15 protein-coding genes are annotated in these 17,370 nt (G+C 71.7%); 8 read left to right on the top strand and 7 right to left on the bottom strand.

The genetic code is table 11. From position 1 onward, the window contains the following. Window positions 1-2: 2 nt before the first annotated feature. Genes M8542_RS19055 through M8542_RS19045 form a run of 3 tightly spaced genes read left to right on the top strand, consistent with a single transcriptional unit; the run spans window position 3 to window position 3,183 of the window. Window positions 3-1,679, top strand: a complete 1,677-nt coding sequence (locus tag M8542_RS19055) for an MOSC and FAD-binding oxidoreductase domain-containing protein (protein WP_257921545.1) — start codon at window positions 3-5, stop codon at window positions 1,677-1,679. A 50-nt stretch (window positions 1,680-1,729) separates the two neighbouring features. Then, window positions 1,730-2,194: a DUF1772 domain-containing protein gene (locus M8542_RS19050; protein WP_257921544.1), complete on the top strand. Its 465-nt coding sequence runs from the start codon at window positions 1,730-1,732 to the stop codon at window positions 2,192-2,194. A 26-nt stretch (window positions 2,195-2,220) separates the two neighbouring features. Beyond that, window positions 2,221-3,183 (top strand): LysR family transcriptional regulator, encoded by a 963-nt coding sequence (locus M8542_RS19045; protein ID WP_257921543.1) that lies wholly within the window; start codon window positions 2,221-2,223, stop codon window positions 3,181-3,183. A 163-nt stretch (window positions 3,184-3,346) separates the two neighbouring features. Here the strand turns inward: M8542_RS19045 and M8542_RS19040 are convergent, their stop codons facing one another. The 5 genes from M8542_RS19040 to M8542_RS19020 all read right to left on the bottom strand — a co-directional run bounded on the left by M8542_RS19040 (window position 3,347) and on the right by M8542_RS19020 (window position 7,939). After that, complete coding sequence (locus tag M8542_RS19040; RefSeq protein ID WP_257921542.1) at window positions 3,347-4,198, bottom strand: carbohydrate-binding protein; 852 nt, start codon at window positions 4,196-4,198, stop codon at window positions 3,347-3,349. Window positions 4,199-4,353: 155 nt separating this feature from the next. Next, window positions 4,354-5,310, bottom strand: coding sequence for a catechol 2,3-dioxygenase (locus M8542_RS19035; protein WP_257921541.1), 957 nt, complete (start codon window positions 5,308-5,310; stop codon window positions 4,354-4,356). 10 nt (window positions 5,311-5,320) lie between these two features. After that, the gene (locus M8542_RS19030) at window positions 5,321-6,340 is read right to left on the bottom strand and encodes a 4-oxalomesaconate tautomerase (RefSeq protein WP_257921540.1); all 1,020 of its coding nucleotides are present in this window, start codon (window positions 6,338-6,340) and stop codon (window positions 5,321-5,323) included. After that, complete coding sequence (locus tag M8542_RS19025; protein ID WP_257921539.1) at window positions 6,337-7,041, bottom strand: 4-carboxy-4-hydroxy-2-oxoadipate aldolase/oxaloacetate decarboxylase; 705 nt, start codon at window positions 7,039-7,041, stop codon at window positions 6,337-6,339. The genes M8542_RS19030 and M8542_RS19025 overlap by 4 nt, the downstream gene beginning before the upstream one ends. Window positions 7,042-7,261: 220 nt before the next feature. Next, window positions 7,262-7,939, bottom strand: a complete 678-nt coding sequence (locus M8542_RS19020; protein WP_257921538.1) for a GntR family transcriptional regulator — start codon at window positions 7,937-7,939, stop codon at window positions 7,262-7,264. A 75-nt stretch (window positions 7,940-8,014) separates the two neighbouring features. Here M8542_RS19020 and M8542_RS19015 point away from each other — a divergent pair, with 75 nt between their 5' ends. The 5 genes from M8542_RS19015 to M8542_RS18995 all read left to right on the top strand — a co-directional run bounded on the left by M8542_RS19015 (window position 8,015) and on the right by M8542_RS18995 (window position 13,695). Further along, on the top strand, window positions 8,015-8,800 hold the full coding sequence (locus M8542_RS19015; RefSeq protein ID WP_257921537.1) for an NAD(P)-dependent oxidoreductase: 786 nt from the start codon (window positions 8,015-8,017) through the stop codon (window positions 8,798-8,800). Window positions 8,801-8,874: 74 nt separating this feature from the next. After that, complete coding sequence (locus M8542_RS19010; RefSeq protein WP_257921536.1) at window positions 8,875-10,215, top strand: MFS transporter; 1,341 nt, start codon at window positions 8,875-8,877, stop codon at window positions 10,213-10,215. Window positions 10,216-10,380: 165 nt separating this feature from the next. After that, the gene (locus M8542_RS19005; protein ID WP_257921535.1) at window positions 10,381-11,406 is read left to right on the top strand and encodes an amidohydrolase family protein; all 1,026 of its coding nucleotides are present in this window, start codon (window positions 10,381-10,383) and stop codon (window positions 11,404-11,406) included. After that, complete coding sequence (locus M8542_RS19000) at window positions 11,406-12,317, top strand: amidohydrolase family protein (RefSeq protein WP_276586728.1); 912 nt, start codon at window positions 11,406-11,408, stop codon at window positions 12,315-12,317. The genes M8542_RS19005 and M8542_RS19000 overlap by 1 nt, the downstream gene beginning before the upstream one ends. A 19-nt stretch (window positions 12,318-12,336) precedes the next feature. Beyond that, on the top strand, window positions 12,337-13,695 hold the full coding sequence (locus M8542_RS18995) for an MFS transporter (protein ID WP_257921533.1): 1,359 nt from the start codon (window positions 12,337-12,339) through the stop codon (window positions 13,693-13,695). A gap of 7 nt (window positions 13,696-13,702) precedes the next feature. Here M8542_RS18995 and M8542_RS18990 read toward each other — a convergent pair whose 3' ends face one another. Both M8542_RS18990 and M8542_RS18985 read right to left on the bottom strand, forming a co-directional pair. Next, a complete protein-coding gene (locus M8542_RS18990; RefSeq protein WP_257921532.1) occupies window positions 13,703-15,184 on the bottom strand; it encodes a type 1 periplasmic-binding domain-containing protein in 1,482 nt (493 codons plus the stop codon). Further along, window positions 15,181-17,166: a hypothetical protein gene (locus tag M8542_RS18985; RefSeq protein ID WP_257921531.1), complete on the bottom strand. Its 1,986-nt coding sequence runs from the start codon at window positions 17,164-17,166 to the stop codon at window positions 15,181-15,183. The genes M8542_RS18990 and M8542_RS18985 overlap by 4 nt, the downstream gene beginning before the upstream one ends. Between the last annotated feature and the right edge of the window lie 204 nt (window positions 17,167-17,370).

The raw sequence follows: 17,370 nt of genomic DNA, 5'->3' as shown, positions 1-17,370 counted from the left end.
ACATGGCACGGCTGGTTTCCCTCAACGTCGGCCTGCCGAAGGACGTGACCTGGCAGGGCCGGACCGTCCACACGGGAATCTTCAAGTACCCGGTCGAGGGCCCGCGGCTGGTCCGGAGGCTCAACGTCGACGGCGACGGCCAGGGCGACCTGGGCGGGCACGGCGGCGAGATCCGCGCGGTGCTGGTGTACCAGCGCGAGTCCTACGAGCACTGGCGGCGTTTCCTCGGCCGCGAAGACCTCGAAGACGGCCAGTTCGGCGAGAACTTCACCGTCGACGGCCTGCCCGACGACGAGGTGCACATCGGCGACCGGTACCGCGTCGGCGAGGCCGAGTTCGAGGTCACCCAGCCGCGCGTGACGTGCTTCCGCGTCGGGATGCGCCTGGGCGAGCCGCGGATGCCGGCCCTGCTGGTCGCCCACCACCGGCCGGGGTTCTACCTGCGGGTCATCACCGAAGGGCACGTCCAGGCCGGCGACGAGATCGTCCGCACCCGGACCGGGCGGCACGAGCTGAGCGTCGCCGACGTCGACGCGCTGCTCTACCTGCCGGACCGCGACCCCGAGACGCTGCGCAAGGCGGTCGACGTCCCCGCGCTGAGCCCGGGCTGGCAGGCGTCGTTCCGCGACCTGCTGGCGGCCGCGCCCGCTCCCGCACCGGCCGGGTGGCGCGGGTTTCGGCCGTTGCGGGTGGCCCGGGTGGTGCCCGAAAGCGCGTCGGTGGCGTCGATCCACCTGACCGCCGACGACGGCGCGCCACTCCCCCGGCCCGAACCGGGCCAGTACCTGACGCTGCGCGTGCCCGGGGCCGGCGACCCGGCGCCGGTCCGCAGCTACTCGCTCTCGGCGGCGCCGTCCGAGCACGCGTACCGCATCAGCGTCAAGCGCGACGGGGTGGTGAGCGGCTACCTCCACACGCGGCTGGCGGCGGGTGCGACGGTGGAGGTCGCGGCCCCGCGTGGCGACTTCGTCCTGGCCGCCGGTGACGGCCCGGTGGTCCTGCTGTCGGCGGGGATCGGCGTGACGCCGGTGCTGGCGATGCTGCACGCGCTGGCGGCGAGCCGAAGCGAACGGGAGGTCTGGTGGCTGCACACCACCCGTTCGGCGGCGGAGCACGCGTTCGCCGACGAGGCGCACCGGCTGCTGACAGACCTTCCGAACGCCCACGAACACGTGTACTACACGGCGGAGACCGGTCGCCTCACGGTCGCCACATTGTCCACTTTGGACCTTCCGTGCGAGGCGACCGCCTACCTGTGCGGGCCGGACGCGTTCATGACGGCGATGCGGGAAGCCCTGGTGTCCCTGGGCATCGACGCGTCCCGTGTCCACAGTGAACTGTTCGGCGGCGTCTCGGCGATCAACCCCGGGATCACCGACGCGGTGCGGACGGCCCCGCATCCCCCGGCGGGCTCGCCGGGCCCGGGCCCCGCGGTGACGTTCGCCCGCAGCGGCCTGACGGTGCCGTGGCGCGAGAGCTACCCGAGCCTGCTCGAGTTCGCCGAGGCGTGCGACGTCCCGACGCGCTGGTCGTGCCGGACGGGGGTCTGCCACACGTGCGTGACACCGGTGCTCTCGGGCGGCGTGGAGTACGCCCCGGAGCCACTCGAACCCGCGGCGGCGGGCGAGGCGCTGATCTGCTGCGCCCGGCCCGCCGAGGACGTCGTGCTGGACCTCTGACGACATGTCGACTCCGGTCACAACCCCGGGCGGTGGCTCGTCAGAAGGGCATGAAACTCGGCACTCTCGCGACCGCCACCACCGCCGCCTTCGCCGGGGGCGCGCTGCTGACCCAGATCGTCATCGTCCCGTCCTGGCAGGCCGCGTCCCCGGAGGCATTCCTCGCCCGGTTCGCCACCGAGGGCCCCGCCACGGGCGCGACGGTCTTCCCCTTCGAGCTGGCTTCGCTGATCCTGACCACGATCGCGGCTTTCCGGCGCCCGGCGTGGCCCTGGGTGGGCGCGACCGCGTGCCTGATCGGGACGTTCGCGCTGCTGGCCTACTTCGTGCCCGCCAACCTCGCGCTCCTGGACCCCGGCTTCCCACCCGGCGACGTCGCCAGGGCGCTGGCCGACTGGAACCGCTGGGACTGGGTGCGTGCCGGACTGGCGGTCGCTGCCGCCGGGTTCGCCGCGACCGCCCGACTCAGGTCGGATGTCCCCGCTGATCAACGGGCCTACAGTGGATCCGGCTGAGCGCCACCCGGACATGCGGAGGGGCCGTGGAGCTCGAACTGCGTCACCTGCGCGCACTCGTCGCGGTCGCCGACGCGCGCAGTCTCAGCCGCGCCGCCCGGGTGCTGCACGTTTCGCAGCCCGCGCTGTCCGGGTTGCTGCGGCGCGTCGAACGCTCGGTCGGCGGAGCGCTGTTCGTGCGCTCCCCCACCGGCTGCGTCCCGACGCGGCTCGGCGCGGACGTCGTCGCCGAGGCCCGGACCGTGCTCGCCGGGGTTTCCGCGCTGACCGAACGGATCGGTGAGCGGCGGGCGCCCGCCGGGCCGCTGCGGCTGGGCGGGTACTGCGGTTTCCTGCACCTCGCGCTGGCGCGGTGGCTGCGTGAGGTGCCGTGGAGCCACGGCGTGAGCGTGCACGAAGACCAGGACGAGACCGCCACGCTCGCCCGGCTGGCCGCGGGCGGGCTCGACCTCGCGCTGGTCTACCTGCCGCCGCTGCCGGACCCGGTGGTCCCCGACGGCGTCGAGACGCTGGTGATCCACCCGCGAGAGCCGGTGTTCGTGATCCTCGCCCCCGGGCACCCGCTCGCCGGCGCCCGCGCGGTCCCGTTCGCCGGGCTGGGCGAGCACCCGTGGGCCGACGACCCGCCGGGCACCACGCGGTGGTCGGCGTACCTGCAGCGCGTGTGCCACCGCCACGGCATCGCACTGGACCAGCCACACCGGCCACAGTGCCTGGCGACGCTGCTGGACCTGGTCCGCGCGGGCATGGCGGTGGCACCGGCCCTCGCGACCCGCGAAGACCGGCCGGCGATCGCGGTGCGCGCGATCGAAGGCGCCCCGCTGTGGCAGGAGCTGCGGCTCTGCTACCGCCCGGGCACGGCGGTGGCCGCGCACGCCGCGGAGATCCACGCGGCGGTGGTCGACCACTACGCCGGCCGGCAGGGCTGCAGCGCGGCGTTCGACCACTGGTGGCACGACGGCGGCCGCCAGCTCCTGCCGACCGGCTGACCTCACTCGCCAACCGCCACCGCCCGGCAGGGTTGCGACGCCACCTTCAACCACTGGTGGTACGGCGGCCGCCAGCTCCTGCCGACCGGCTGACCTCACCCGCCAGGCAGGCTCCGGCGACGGCACCTCGAACGCGCACCGCCGCGGCGCCCACCCGCCGACCTCACACCGTCACCCGCCACGCCGAGTTCGGCGACGGCACCTCGAACCGCAACGTCGAACAGTCGTAGTCAGCCGGCCGCGGGTTCGCCGTCGGCCGCAGCGGGGAGTTCGTCGGCGATGCCGCCACCCACTGGCCGCCCACGCGCAGCTTCAGCGAGCTGGACTCGAACACCGCGCCCCGCGCGTCCGCGCAGTAGTACGCGTTGCCCGTCGCGGGGTCACGCGTCGAGTACAGCTCGAAGATGTCCCAGCCCTCGTTCAGCGAACTCTGGTCGCTGCCGCTCTGGGTGAACAGCGTGTCCCACGCACCCGTCTTCACGTTGTACAGCGACGCCGTCCACTTGTTGCCCGACGCGCTGGTCCGGACCTCCTGCACGGTGTAGGCCGGGTGCCCGTTCACCGTGCTGGTGTAGGTGGCCAGGAAAGCGCTGTCGATCGGGACGACCTTGGCCGGCGCCACCGAACGGCACCAGTCCCACGCCCAGACCTGCGCGGCTTCACCCAGGCCGTACGCGGTCACCACCTCCACGCACGAATGCCCGGTGGGTTTCATCGTCGGCGCGTAGATGACGTCCGACCGGTTCGACACCCGCAGGCCCGGCGTGACGCTCTGGGTGACCACCAGCCCGTCCGCGCCGGTGTTCAGCTGCGGTTCGGGACCCCAGAAGGTGTGCCGCTGCTGGGCGGCTCGCTCCCGGCGCACCTGGTAGAACCGGTCGGCCATCGGCCCGGCGGCGGCCTTTGCGGCGGCGCCGGTCAGGCCGGGCACGGTCGCGGGCGCCGCCGACGCCGGTGCGGCGAGGGCGACCGTGGTCACGAGGGCGGAACAGAGGACGGCAAGCAGCTTCCGCATCGGCGCATCTCCTCCTGAAGACTCGGGAGGCGGATGCTAAGCCGGGTTTTCCGTTGCGCGGCAGCGACTTTCGTCGGGGTGTCCGGCGTCGCCGCAGGTCGCGCGGGGCATGCGATCCCGCGCGCCGCGACGTTATGCCGCCGTTCGGGGCAGCGTCAGTCCACCGGTGGCGTGCCGTGCGTGTGGAACGACTCGATCGTCTTCAGCCCCCACGCCTGCCCCTTGGCCCGCTCGGCTTCGGTCCAGGTGACCGGCTCCCAGTCCGGCGCGAAGATCAGCCGCCCGGTCGGGTTGCACAGCTCGACGCGGTTGCCGCCCGGCTCGTACACGTAGAGGAAGAACGTCTGCTGGATCGCGTGCTTGTGCGGCCCGGTCTCGATGTGGACGCCGTTGTCGAGCGCGATGTCGGCCGCGCGCAGGATGTCCTCGCGCGTGTCGGTGGCGAACGCGATGTGGTGCAGCCGGCCGCTCGATTTCGTCCAGTCGTTCGTGTACACGATGTCGTACGACTTCTGCGCGAAGTGCGTCCACTGCCCGGAAATCACGCCGCTGTCGAGCTGGATCTGCTCGGTCACCCGGCCGCCGAGCGCGTCGCAGACGAACCGGCCGTTGACCTCGGCCTCGCGGGCCAGGTAGTTGACGTGGTCGAGGCGGCGCACCCCGACACCGCGCCCCGGGTAGGCCTGAGCCTGGTTCTTCAACGCGGGCCGCAGGTGCTCCGGCGGCCGGTAGCGCTCGGTCTCCCAGTAGACCTCGAGCTCGTGGCCGTCCGGGTCGCGGAACACGTACGTCGGGCCGATGCCGGCGTCGCCGTCCTCCCAGCCGACGCCCAGCCCGCGCTCCTCCAGCGCGACGACCCGCCGCTTGAGGGCTTCCTCGCTGGTGGCGCGCACCGCAGTCCGCCCGACGCCGGACGTCTTCGCCGCGGTGAGCTTCAGGCTGTGGTGCTCGTAGTCGTCCCAGGTGCGCAGGTAGACGGAGTCGCCGTCGGCGCCGTTCTCGGTCAGGCCGAGCACGCGGACGAAGAAGTCCAGGCTCTTCTCGGGTTCCGGGGTGAACAGCTCGACGTGGCCGAGGTGGGCGATCTCGTGACGCGGCGAGGGCTGGGGCATCGATGGCTCCTCAGGAACGGGGGAAAACGGTGCCGTCGAACAACTTCCGCGCGGTGCGGATGACCGTCGACCGGCGGACGCGGGACTCTTCGAACTCGATCGCCACGGCCAGCTTGCCGCTCGGGTGCTCGATCTCGATCGGCTCGCCCGCCGGCGGCTTCCGGAGGAGCTCGGCCCCGACGGCGCCGTCGAGCAGCAACGCCGTCACGACGCTGACGCCGCCGAGCACGCCGATCGACGGGTGCGGCTTGACCGGGATGAAGGTGCGGGTGGCGATGGCGCCGCCATCGCGCGGGGCGGAGACCAGCGTGGTCTTCGGGACGGACGAGCCGCGGACGTCACCGAGGCCCATCAGCTTCCCGGCCTCGATGCGCAGCGCGTCGATCCGCTCGGTCATGCCCGGTTCGCCGCCGAGGTCTTCGGCACGCGCGACAACCACCGGCATTCCGTTGTCCACGCAGGTGACGGCGATGCCGCCGACGTCGTCGCGGACGTTGCCGGTGGGCAGGAGGCTGCCGCAGACGGACCCTTCGGTCTCGGTGAAGTCGAGCTCGACCGGGGCGGCGGTGCCGGGCACGCCGGAGATGGCGGTGTCGCCGCGGTAGTCGACTTCGCCGCCGGGGGTGGCGAAGCCGGCGATGGCGATGCTGCCGGTGTTGACCAGCCGCACGCGCACGGAGGTGCGCTCCGGCCCGGCGGGCACGAGCCCGCGTTCGACGGCGAACTGCCCGACGCCGGCCAGGAGGTTGCCGCAGGTCTGCCGGTCGGAGACGGTGGCCTCTTCGACACCCAGCTGCAGGAACAGGTAGTCGACGTCGTGGTCCGGACCGTCCGCTTCGGACACGATGGCGACCTTGCTGGTGACCGGCTGGGCCCCGCCGAGGCCGTCGATCTGGCGCGGGTCGGGGGTGCCCATGATCCGCAGGAGCAGGTCGTCGCGGGCTTCCGGGTCGGCCGGGAGGTCCTCGGCGAGGAAGTAGGCGCCCTTGGAGGTGCCCCCGCGCATGAGCATGCAGCGCACGCCGGTCATGCCTGCTCCTTCTCGTACTCCTCGGCGGTCAGGTACCGGACACCGAGGGCTTCGAGCTTCTCGCGAAGCCCGTAGCGGTCCAGGCCGAGCTGCCCCTGGGCGAACGCTTCCCGCGCCGCGGCTTCCTTTTCCAGCCGGGCCCGCGAAGCATCGAGTCCACTTTGGACGTCTTCGCGGCGGACGCGCATGACGCCGTCGTCGTCGGCCAGGACGGCGTCACCGGGCCGGATAAGCTGCCCGCCGATGACGACGGGCACGTTCACGGCGCCAGCGGTGGCCTTGACGGTGCCCTGCGCGCTGACGGCGGCCGACCAGACGGGGAAGCCGAGGGCACGCAGGTCGGCGACGTCGCGGACGCCGGTGTCGATGACGAGGCCTTTCACGCCCCGGTACCGCAGCGCGGTGGCGAACAGCTCGCCGAAAAGCCCGTCGCGGCACGGCGAAGTGGTGGTGACGACGAGGACATCGCCTTCGCGGCACTGCTCGACGGCGGCGTGGATCATGAGGTTGTCGCCGGGCCAGCAGAGCGCGGTGACGGCCGTGCCGCCGATGCGCGCGCCGTCCTGGATGGGCCGCAGATCGGGGCCGAGCAGCCCGGAGCGCCCGAGAGCTTCGTGAACGGTGGCGACGCCGTAGTCAGCGAGCCGGGTCACCTGCGCGAGGTCGGCACGAGGCGGATCAGTGACGATGACGGGCTTCATACGGCCTACGGTACGGTTCCGTAGACGAAATTGTCAACAATTTTGGCGGGCATGCGAGATGGCTGAGAGCGCCCCAATGTGGCCTTGGTTGCGTCTGACGCACCCAAGGGCCCCTTCGGTGCGCCTGACGCACCGAAGGCCACATTGGGGCGCGCCCAAGACTCCCGGGGGCCAGAACTCAAGCGCCCCAATGTGGCGTTCGGTGCATCCCGCGCCACGATTACGGGCGCAGGTGCGAGACCTCCGCGGCGTCGGCCGCCTTCAGGGCCTCGATGACGCTGCCCAAGTGCGCCCGCGCGGCCTCGGCCGCACGCTCCGGGCGGTGGGCGCAGATCGCGTCGATGATCGCCAGGTGCTCCGGCAGCGACACCTGCGGCCGGCCCGGGCGCATCGCCAACCGGAACTGGTGGCGCACGCTCTGCCCACGCAGCCGCTCCAGCACCTGCGCCGCCGTCTTCTGGCCGCTGATTTCGCGGACCCGCCGGTGCAACCGCTGGTTGAGCCCCGAATACCCGACGACGTCGCCCGCCGCCACCGCGTGCTGCATCAGCTCGCCGAGCTCCTCCAGCTCGTTGATCTCCGCGTCGGAAATCCGCTCCGCCGCCTTCGCCGCGCACAGCGACTCCAGCATCATGCGCACCTCGGAAATCTCGACGGCCTCCTCCAGCGACACCGCCCGCACGCGCGCGCCCCGGTTCTGCACCCGCTCGACGAGCCCCTCGTTCGTCAGCTCGATCAGCGCCGCCCGCACCGTGGCGCGGCTCGCCGCGAACTGGGCGGACAGGTCCGCCTCCACCAGTCTCTGGTTCGGCACGAACTCGCCGCGGACGATGGCGTCACGGATGGCCGCCACCACGGAACGCTCCCCCGGCTGCCCGCCCGCAGCACTCTCGGTCATCCTTCACCTCAGTTTGTTGACAATTTTGTCGAGCACATCGTGTACTCGATCGTAGCTTGTAGAGAGGATTCTGCTATGTCCGCAACCATCGCGGTACTGGGACTCGGCGAAGCGGGCAGCGCGCTCGCCCGCGACCTGGTCGCCGCCGGGGCCGTCGTGCGGGGCTACGACCCGGCCGTGCCCGCAGCCGAAGGCGTGGTTGCCACCGGCTCGGAAGCCGACGCCGCCGAGGGTGCCGACCTGGTGCTCAGCGTGAACAAGGCCGCCGCGGCCGTCGACGCGCTCGAAGCCGGGCTCGCCGGCCTGAAGCCCGGCGCCGCCTGGGCCGACCTCAACACCGCCTCCCCCGGCACCAAGCGCGAGCTCGCCACCCTCGCCGCCGGGCACGACGTGCCGTTCGCCGACATCGCGATCATGGCGCCGGTTCCCGGCCGCGGCCTGCGCGTGCCGATGCTCGCCACCGGCGTCGCCGCGGAAAGCGTGGCCACCACGCTGAACTCCCTCGGCGCCGCGGTGGAGACCATGGCCGGGGACGCCGGCCTGGCCGCCGAACGCAAGCTGCTGCGGAGCGTGTTCTTCAAGGGCATGTCCGCCGCCGTCGTCGAGGCCCTGCAGGCGGCCCGCGCCGCCGGCTGCGAGGACTGGCTGCGCAAGATCATCGTCGACGAGCTCACCGCGGCGAACGCCGCCACCGTCGACCGGCTCGTCGACGGCTCCTACACGCACGCCGTCCGGCGGACCGCCGAGATGGCCGCGGCCGCCGAGATGCTCGGCGAGCTGGGTGTCCGCGCCGACGTCGCCGGCGCGTCGAGGGACCAGCTGGCCCACCTAGCTGATTCACAGGATTGTAAACAATCTTGACGCGAGTCTTGTGGGCAATATCTCAACCAGAGTAGCTTCGGACATCTTCGCTGCCCCGGACGAAAGGGACGAGGATGTCCACTCGAGAACTCGGCGGCTCGACCGCCGCCACGGTCCGGCTGTCGATCCGGGTGACCGCGTTGTGCTGGGTCCTCGTCCTGCTCGACGGGCTGGACCTGTTCGTCTACGGCGCGACCCTGCCGGGCGTGCTGGCCGACAAGAGCTTCGGCCTGACCGCGGTCGGCGGCGGCACCATCGGCAGCCTGACGACGTTCGGCATGATGCTCGGCGCGCTCGGGGCCGGCATCCTCACCGACCGCACCGGCCGCCGGAAGATCATCATCACCGGCGTCACGGTGTTCTCCCTGGCCGCGGCGGTCTGCGCCGCGGCCCCGTCGGTCGAGGTCTTCGGCGCGGCGCGGTTCGTCGCCGGCATCGGCCTCGGCGGCCTGCTGCCCTCGGCGATCGCGATGGTCATGGAGTACGCGCCGGCGTGGCGCAAGAACCTCGCCGTCACCACCGTGATGACCGCCCACCAGGCCGGCGGCGCGCTGGCCGGCGCGCTGGGCATGACGCTGGTCCAGTCGATGGGCTGGCGTTCGGTCTACTGGATCGGCGCGCTGCTGCTCGTCGTGGTGCTGCCCGCGGTCGTCTTCCTGCTACCGGAGTCGATGACGTTCCTGCTGGCCAAGGGCCGGACCGACCGGGCGCGGGCGATCGCGGCCAAGTTCGCCGTCCCGCTCGAGACGTTCGCGCCGGAGCCGGCCGAAGGCCGCCGCGGCGGCCTGCGCGGGCTGTTCACGCCGTCGGTGCGGACGACGACGCTGCTGTTCTGGATCGCCTCGTTCGCCGGGCTGCTGCTCGTGTACGGCGTGAACACCTGGCTGCCGACGATGATGCGCGGCAGCGGCTACAACCTCGGCTCCGCGATCAGCTTCCTGCTGGTGATCAACCTGGGCGGCATCGCGGGCATGCTCGTCGCCGGCCGGCTCGCGGACCGCTTCGGCGCCCGGCCGGTCGCGATCATCTGGTTCGCCTTGACCGCCGGCGGCGTCGGCCTGCTGGCGGTGCACCTGCCGCTGGTCGTCACCTACGTGGTCGTGTTCCTCACCGGCGCGTGGCTGTTCAGCGCGCAGACGCTGATCTACGCGGCGGTCGGCGCCTACTACCCCGCCGACAGCCGCGCGACGGCGCTGGGCTGGGTCTCCGGCGTCGGCCGGCTGGGCGCGGTGTTCGGCCCGTGGCTGGGCGGGGTCCTGGTGGCGGGCGGGCTGTCGTCGTTCGGCTTCGTGGTGTTCGCGATCGCCGGCGTGCTCGGCGCGGTGATGGTGGCTCTCGTGCGACGCAACGGCGGGTTCTCGACGCACGCGGGCCGGCCCGCGCAAGCGCCGGTCCACGGCTCGCAGAACGCCTGAGCCCCCGGCAACCCGTCCTGCCCTGCTCCGGCACCCCGCCGGGGCAGGGCAGACCCGTGTGCAGCCGCACCCTCACCGTGAGTCAATCTCGTCGCAGATATTGTCAACAATTTCTTCGACGATTAGTGTGCGACTATCAAGCATGCGCAACGACGAGGACCTACCTTGATCATCGACTGCCACGGCCACTACACGACCGCCCCGCCCGCGCTCGCCGCGTGGCGGGACCAGCAGATCGCGTCGCTCGACGACCGCGCCGCCGCGCCCGCCCGCGCCGACCTGCGCATCAGCGACGACGAGCTGCGCGAGACGATCGAGCCGAACCAGCTCAAGCTGATGGACGAACGCGGCATCGACCTCACGATCTTCTCGCCCCGCGCGTCGTTCATGGCCCACCACGTCGGCGGCTTCGAGACCTCGAGCGAGTGGGCGTCGATCTGCAACGAGCTCTGCCACCGCGTCAGCACGCTCTACCCCGAGCGGTTCGCGCCGGCCGCGATGCTCCCGCAGTCGCCCGGCGCCGACCCCGCCACCTGCCTGCCCGAGCTGACCCGCTGCGTCGAGGAGTACGGCGCCGTCGCGCTGAACCTCAACCCCGACCCCAGCGGCGGGCACTGGAGCGCCCCGCCGCTCACCGACCGGTCGTGGTACCCGGTCTACGAAAAGATGGTCGAGTACGACATCCCGGCGATGGTGCACGTCAGCACGAGCGTCAACCCCGCGTTCCACACCACCGGCGCGCACTACCTCAACGCCGACACGACCGCGTTCATGCAGCTCGTGCAGGGCGACCTGTTCACCGACTTCCCGACGCTGCGGCTGGTCATCCCGCACGGTGGCGGCGCGGTCCCCTACCACTGGGGCCGCTTCCGCGGCCTGGCGATGGCGCTGGGCAAGCCGGAGCTCGAGGACCACGTGCTGAACAACGTCTTCTTCGACACCTGCGTTTACCACCAGCCGGGTTCGGACCTGCTCTTCGACGTCATCCCGGCGCGCAACATCCTCTTCGCGTCGGAGATGATCGGCGCCGTCCGCAGCGTCGACCCGCGGACCGGTCACCACTTCGACGACACCCGCCGCTACGCCGAGGCCGCGAAACTGTCCGAAGAGGACTGGGCCGCGATCCGGGAGCACAACGCCCGGCGCGTCTACCCGCGGCTGGACGCCCTCCTCACCGGACAGAACCGATGATGGCGACCAAGACGCCCGGCTGGCTCGACTGGTACGCGAATCCGTCCACACCGGACTTCGCACTGCCGTACGGCGCGGTCGACGCCCACTGCCACGTCTTCGGCCCGCAGGCCGAGTTCCCCTTCGCGCCGGAGCGCAAGTACACACCTTGCGACGCGAGCAAAGAGCAGTTGTTCGCGCTGCGGGACCACCTCGGCTTCACGCGCACCGTCATCGTGCAGGCGACCTGCCACGGCGCGGACAACTCGGCGATGGTCGACGCCGTCCGCGCGGCCGGCGGCCGGGCGCGCGGGATCGCGACCGTCCGGCCGGACATCGGCGACGCCGAGCTGCGCGAACTCGACGCGGCCGGCGTCCGGGGGGTGCGGTTCAACTTCGTCAAACGGCTCGTCGACGCCTCGCCCAAGGAAGACCTGAGCACGATCGCCGAGAAGATCGCGCCGCTGGGCTGGCACGTCGTGCTCTACTTCGAGGCCGCGGACCTGCCCGAGCTGGAAGACTTCTTCAGCTCGCTGCCCGCGCCGCTGGTGATCGACCACATGGGACGCCCCGATGTCACGAAACCCGTGCACGGCCCGGAGTTCGACCGGTTCCTCGCGTTCGTCGACCGCAACGACGTCCACGTCAAGGTGAGCTGCCCGGAGCGGCTCACGGTGACCGGGCCGCCAGCTCTCGACGGCGAGAAGCACGCCTACACCGATGTCGTGCCCTTCGCCCGCCGCGTCGTCACCGAGTTCCCTGACCGGGTGCTCTGGGGCACTGACTGGCCACACCCGAACCTGACGGACCACATGCCCGACGACGGGTTGCTGGTCGACTACGTGCCGCGGATCGCGGACACCCCCGAACTGCAGCGGAAGCTGCTCGTCGACAACCCGATGCGCCTCTACTGGCCCGGCGAAACCGCCTGAACCCCCCGAAGGGCATGCAATGCAGCACGCCAACGCGCTCAACCGGCTGAACCGCCTGCCGATTTCGCGCTTCCACAAGGTCACCATCCTCGCCGTCTCGTTCGCCTACTTCTTCGAGTTCGCCGACATCAACAGCTTCGCCACCACCGCGCCCAAGCTGATCAAGCTGTGGGGCGTGACCGTCAACCAGGTCGCGTACGTGACTTCGCTGTCGTTCGTCGGGATGTTCTTCGGCTCGATCGTGGCGAGCACGCTCGCCGACCGCTTCGGCCGCAAGAACGCGCTGATGTGGACGACCGTGTGGTTCGGCGTCTTCTCGTTCGCGGCGGTGTTCTCGTGGGACGTCGTGTCGCTGGGGGTGTTCCGCGTCCTGACGTCGGCGGGCCTGTCGGCGATGACGGTCGTCGCGGTCATCTACGTCAACGAGCTGTACCCGGCGGCCAACCGCGGCAAGTACCAGGCCTACGCCATCGTGATCGGCATCTGCGGCACGCCGGTGACCAACCTGATCGCGAGCGCGGTGGTGCCGATCAACTCGTGGTCGTGGCGGCTGGTCTACTTGTGGGGCGCGCTCGGCGTGCTGCTGGTGCTGTTCACGCGGCAGCTGAAGGAATCCCCGCGCTGGTACGAAAGCCGCGGCGAACACGCGAAGGCGGACGCGGTGCTGCGGGAGATCGAGGAGCGCGTCGCGGCGGAGAAGGGCCCGCTGCCCGAGCCCGCGCCGCCGATCGACGAAGCGCCGGTCGCGAAGGCGCCGCTGCGGTTGCTGCTGAAGAAGAAGTACCTGCTGCCGACGTTGCTGCTGACCGTCCTGTGGGTGACGCAGACCATCGGGTTCTTCGGCTACTCGAGCTGGGCGCCGACGCTGCTGGCCAAGGAGGGCTTCAGCGTCGAGAAGTCGGTGTTCTACGTGGCGCTCACGACGGTCGGCGCACCGCTGGGCTCCTACCTCGCGGCGCTGGTCACCGACCGCTTCGAACGCAAGTGGTGCCTGGTCGCGTTCGGCGGGGTCATCGCGCTCTGCGGGTTGCTGTACGGGCTGACGTTCAACCCGGTGCTGATCGTGGTGTTCGGGTTCCTGGTGAACATGTTCGAGCGCGGCTACACCGCACTCGGGTACGCGTACTCGCCGGAGCTGTTCGACACGCGGGGACGGTCGCTGGGCACGGGTGTCTCCTACGGCCTCGGCCGGCTGTCGAACGCGGCGGGCCCGCTGATCGTGGCCGGGCTGTACAACGGCAGCGGGTACCAGAGCGTGTTCTTCTTCATCGCGGGCACCTGGCTGGTCGGCGCGCTGGTGCTGGCGGCGTTCGGCCCGCGGACCCGCGCGGCCCGGCTCCAGGCAGCTCCGGCGGCGGTCAAGCCGGCCGGCGTCTGAGCCCGGCTCACGAGTCCGGTGTGGACAGCTGCACGAACTCGGGGGTGTCGGCCAGCCGCACCCGCAGGATCGGCACCGCCTTGTTGACCGGGTCGCCGCGGTCGTCGAATGAGATCATGCCGCTCGCGCCCGGGACCGCCAGCGTTCCGTGCAGGCGGTTCTTGGCCTGCAGCACGTCCTGGGCGGTCACCTGTTCCGGGGCCACGCGCGGGATGCCGCGGATCGCCCACACCACGGTCAGGACGGCGTCGTGCGCGAGGATCGCGATGCCGTCGTCGAGGCGTTCCTTCGGGAACACCGCGGTGAAGCAGTCCGTGCAGCCCGGCTCGGTGAAGTTCGCGACCGCCGTCGGGTTGAACGCGCCCGGGGAGCTGGCCCACGCCTGCGGGTGGGCCAGCCCCGGCGCGAACACCGTCACGTTGGCCTGCAGGCCGCGGCGCATCTCCGGGCCGGGCGGCCCGACCAGGGCCAGGTCGCCGGTCAGCACCGTGATGTGGCGGTCGAGGCACGGCCGCTGCGCCAGCTCGGCGATGAACGACGTCAGGTGGTTCTCGCGGCCGGCGAAGTACACGACCTCCGGCTGGTTGCCGCAGATGTTCGGCATCATCTGCAGGAACGTGTTCTCGATGCCGGGCAGGCTCGAGTCGTACTCCTCGGTGCGCCCGACGATCCGGTGCGTCTCGTCGGCGAATTTGCGGGTGAACGCCGTCGCGAGGGTCTTCGGGTAGAGGTCGCCCGGGTTGACGTCCTGCACGACCGTCGCCGTGTGCGCGGTCGGCTTGACGTAGCTCGCCGCCGCCAGGCCGTAGGTCGAGCTGGTCGGCGACACCCGCATGAAGCCGGGGATCTCCGAGAACTCGTCCGCGGCCAGGTGCGAGGCGACGACCGGGATCCGGTGCTCCGACAGCCGGCGGATCGCGTCGCGGGCGGTGTCGAGGCTCAGGCCGATCCCGGTGACCGCGACCAGGCGCTCGGCCGCCGCCCGGCCGACCAGGTCGGTCACCACCGGCTCCCACTGGGCCAGCCGGCTGCCCGGGTTGGCCAGCAGCAGGCGGACCAGCGGCAGGCTGCCCCACGAACCGGTCGTGTTCGCGCGGCGCTGCGCGATGTAGGCGCCTTCCAGCTGGTGACGAACCCATTCGTCGGACAGGATGTCGTGCTCGGTCAGCGTCATCGGCAGGAACGCCGCGATGGTGACGACCGGCTGCCCCGACGCGGCGACCCGGTCGTTCTCGGCGTGGATCCGCTGCTCGACGTCGGCGAGTCCCGGCGAGAACACGTACGAGCCGTCGGTGACGCCGGTGCATTCCCCGGTGTCACCGCGTTTCTCGACGCCGTCGCCGCAGGTCCGCCCGGCTTCGCCGATCGACGGCACCACGACCAGCACGCCGACGAGGACGACGGCGAGCGCGAGCACTGCCCCGCCCGCCACCAGCCACTTCGACCACGTCGGCCGCGGCGGCCGGATCCGGTCAGTGCGTGCCGTCATCGGTACCTCTCCGCTCGTTCGTGCAGCAGGATCGAGCCCCGCCCCCGGCCCTGCGCCAGCTGGTGGAAGCCCCCTTCGATCGTCGAATCCAGCGTGCCGCCGGGATCGCCGAGGGGGTCGCGGGCGATCCACAGCGCGACGACCAGCCAGGCGAGCTGGGTCCCGAGGTCGTCGTCGCCCTCGCCGGCGTGGCGCTGGACCTGGTCGTAGGGCTCGGCGGCCTTGGCCAGCCGGTTGGGGGCGGCGGTGATGACGTCGAGCTCGGCGAGCCACGTCTCGGCGGTCGGCAGGTCGAACTCCCGCGCCTCGCCGAACGGCTCGCGCAGGTGCGCGACCGCCGCCGCGACGTTCTCCAGCGCGAGGTCGTGGTAGCGCGCGGCCACGACCCGGCCGTTCTTCTCGTAGAAGTCGCGGCACCGGGTGTGCACGCGGGTCCAGCTCAGCGGGTGGTCGTCCGCGCGGGAAGCCAGCTCCTGCAACAGGATCCGGCGCAGCAACGGGTGCAGCACGTACTGCGGCGACACCGCCGGCTCCGCGCGCAGCCACAGGTGGTCGCCGAGCTCCTTGAACAGCACACCTTCGCCGGCGGGGTTGCGCAGGTCGAGGATCTCCTTGTGGAACAGCATCTCCACGTCGAGCGCGGCGCTCGCGGTGACCAGGTCCGGCCGGCTCGCCGTGGTGAAGTCCTGCAGGAGGTAGTCGCGCATCGCGGTGAGCAGGTCCGGTCCCGCGTCGTCGAGCCGGGTGCGCAACGCCGTGCGCAACGCGCCCGGCCGCCGGGGGTCGTAGCGGTGCGCCACCGCGGCGACGACGTCGGTGACCGCGCCGGGATGGCCGTCGGTCAGCCGGTGCAGGAACCCCGGCAGCCGCGACGCCGGGTGGATCTCCCGGCCCGCGGCGAGCGCGACGACGTCGTCCTTCGACAGGGTCCCCAGCTCCAGCAGGTACCAGGGGTGCCAGCGCGGGTCCGGCCGGCTCGGCTCCGGCCGCCAGTCACCGTCCACATCGGCGGGTTGCCGCGGGGCCGGCCAGGAGAGCCCGCTCGTCCGGTGGGTGGTCGGCCGCCGGTGCTCCGGGGCGCCGCGGTGCGGGGTCAGCAGGGACCAGCTCTCGTTCCACTCCGGGTTCCATTCCCGGCTGGTGGCGAGCACGACGAGCGGGTCGGCTTCGCCGGAGCGCCGGCGCGCTTCGGTCAGCGCGCTCAGCAGCAGCCGGCCGCCTTCGGTGTGGGCGTTGTCGAGCAGCACCAGGCTGTTCAGCGTCCGGCGTGAGCGGTTCAGGCCGGTGTAGGCACGGCGCAGGTCCGCGAGGAACGCGTCGCAGAAGGTGGCGTCGACCGCCTCCCGGTCCTCGTCGTCGCCCTGGGCGCGCTTGGCGATTTCGAGCAGGAAGTCCTCGTGGTTGCCGGCGCCGGCAGGCAACGCCCGCATCTTGCCGACCAGCCGGCGGCGGTCGTACCAGCTCAGCCCGCGCAGCAGGAGGTCGGTCGCCTCCGGCCAGCCTTGGAGGCCACCGGCGGGCGCGATGCCGCCGGCGAGGCGCACGACGTCGACGATCGCCTCGCGGTTCTGTTCCAGCGGCTGGTTCTTCGCCACCAAGGCGTGCAGCTTGCGCAGCGCGGCGCGGCGGTCCTGGAGTTCGACCGGCGCGCCCAGCACGAGCATGCACAGCCAGAGCCGGGGAAAAGCCAGCCGGCCGAACTGCTTCCACTGGCGGCTGAGGTCGAACGCGAGCTGCCCCAGCAGTTCCCGGGGCCGGCTGCCGGCCCGGTCGTGCCGCTCGAAGTCCAGCCGCGCGTGCGGGATGTCCGCACAACGCGCGGCGACGGTGTCGAGCAACGCGGTCTTCCCGGTGCCACGCGCACCGAGCGCCACGACGACGGGCAGCGGCCGGCTCTCGCCGTCCGGACGCGACACCAGGTGGTCGACGAGCCCGTGCGTGACGGCGGCGAGCCCCACCAACGGGCGCACCTCGGACGCCATCGTCCCCCACCCCCACCCGATACCGCCGGAATCGTCACTATGGCACGCACGCATCGGCGACGCAGGGTTTCCGGCACTGGCAGAAATACCGTGCCGCCCGCCCGAGCGCATTCACGTTTCCGCGTTTTCGCTGGTGGGAGTGGAGTGACTCGAACATTCGACGGAATCACCGGGCGCGGATTCCGGTCAGCGTGTTAACCGGTT

This window comes from Amycolatopsis iheyensis, from assembly GCF_024703995.1.
GTDB classification, from domain to species: domain Bacteria; phylum Actinomycetota; class Actinomycetes; order Mycobacteriales; family Pseudonocardiaceae; genus Amycolatopsis; species Amycolatopsis iheyensis.
This window is presented reverse-complemented; position numbering and strand designations above follow the sequence as displayed.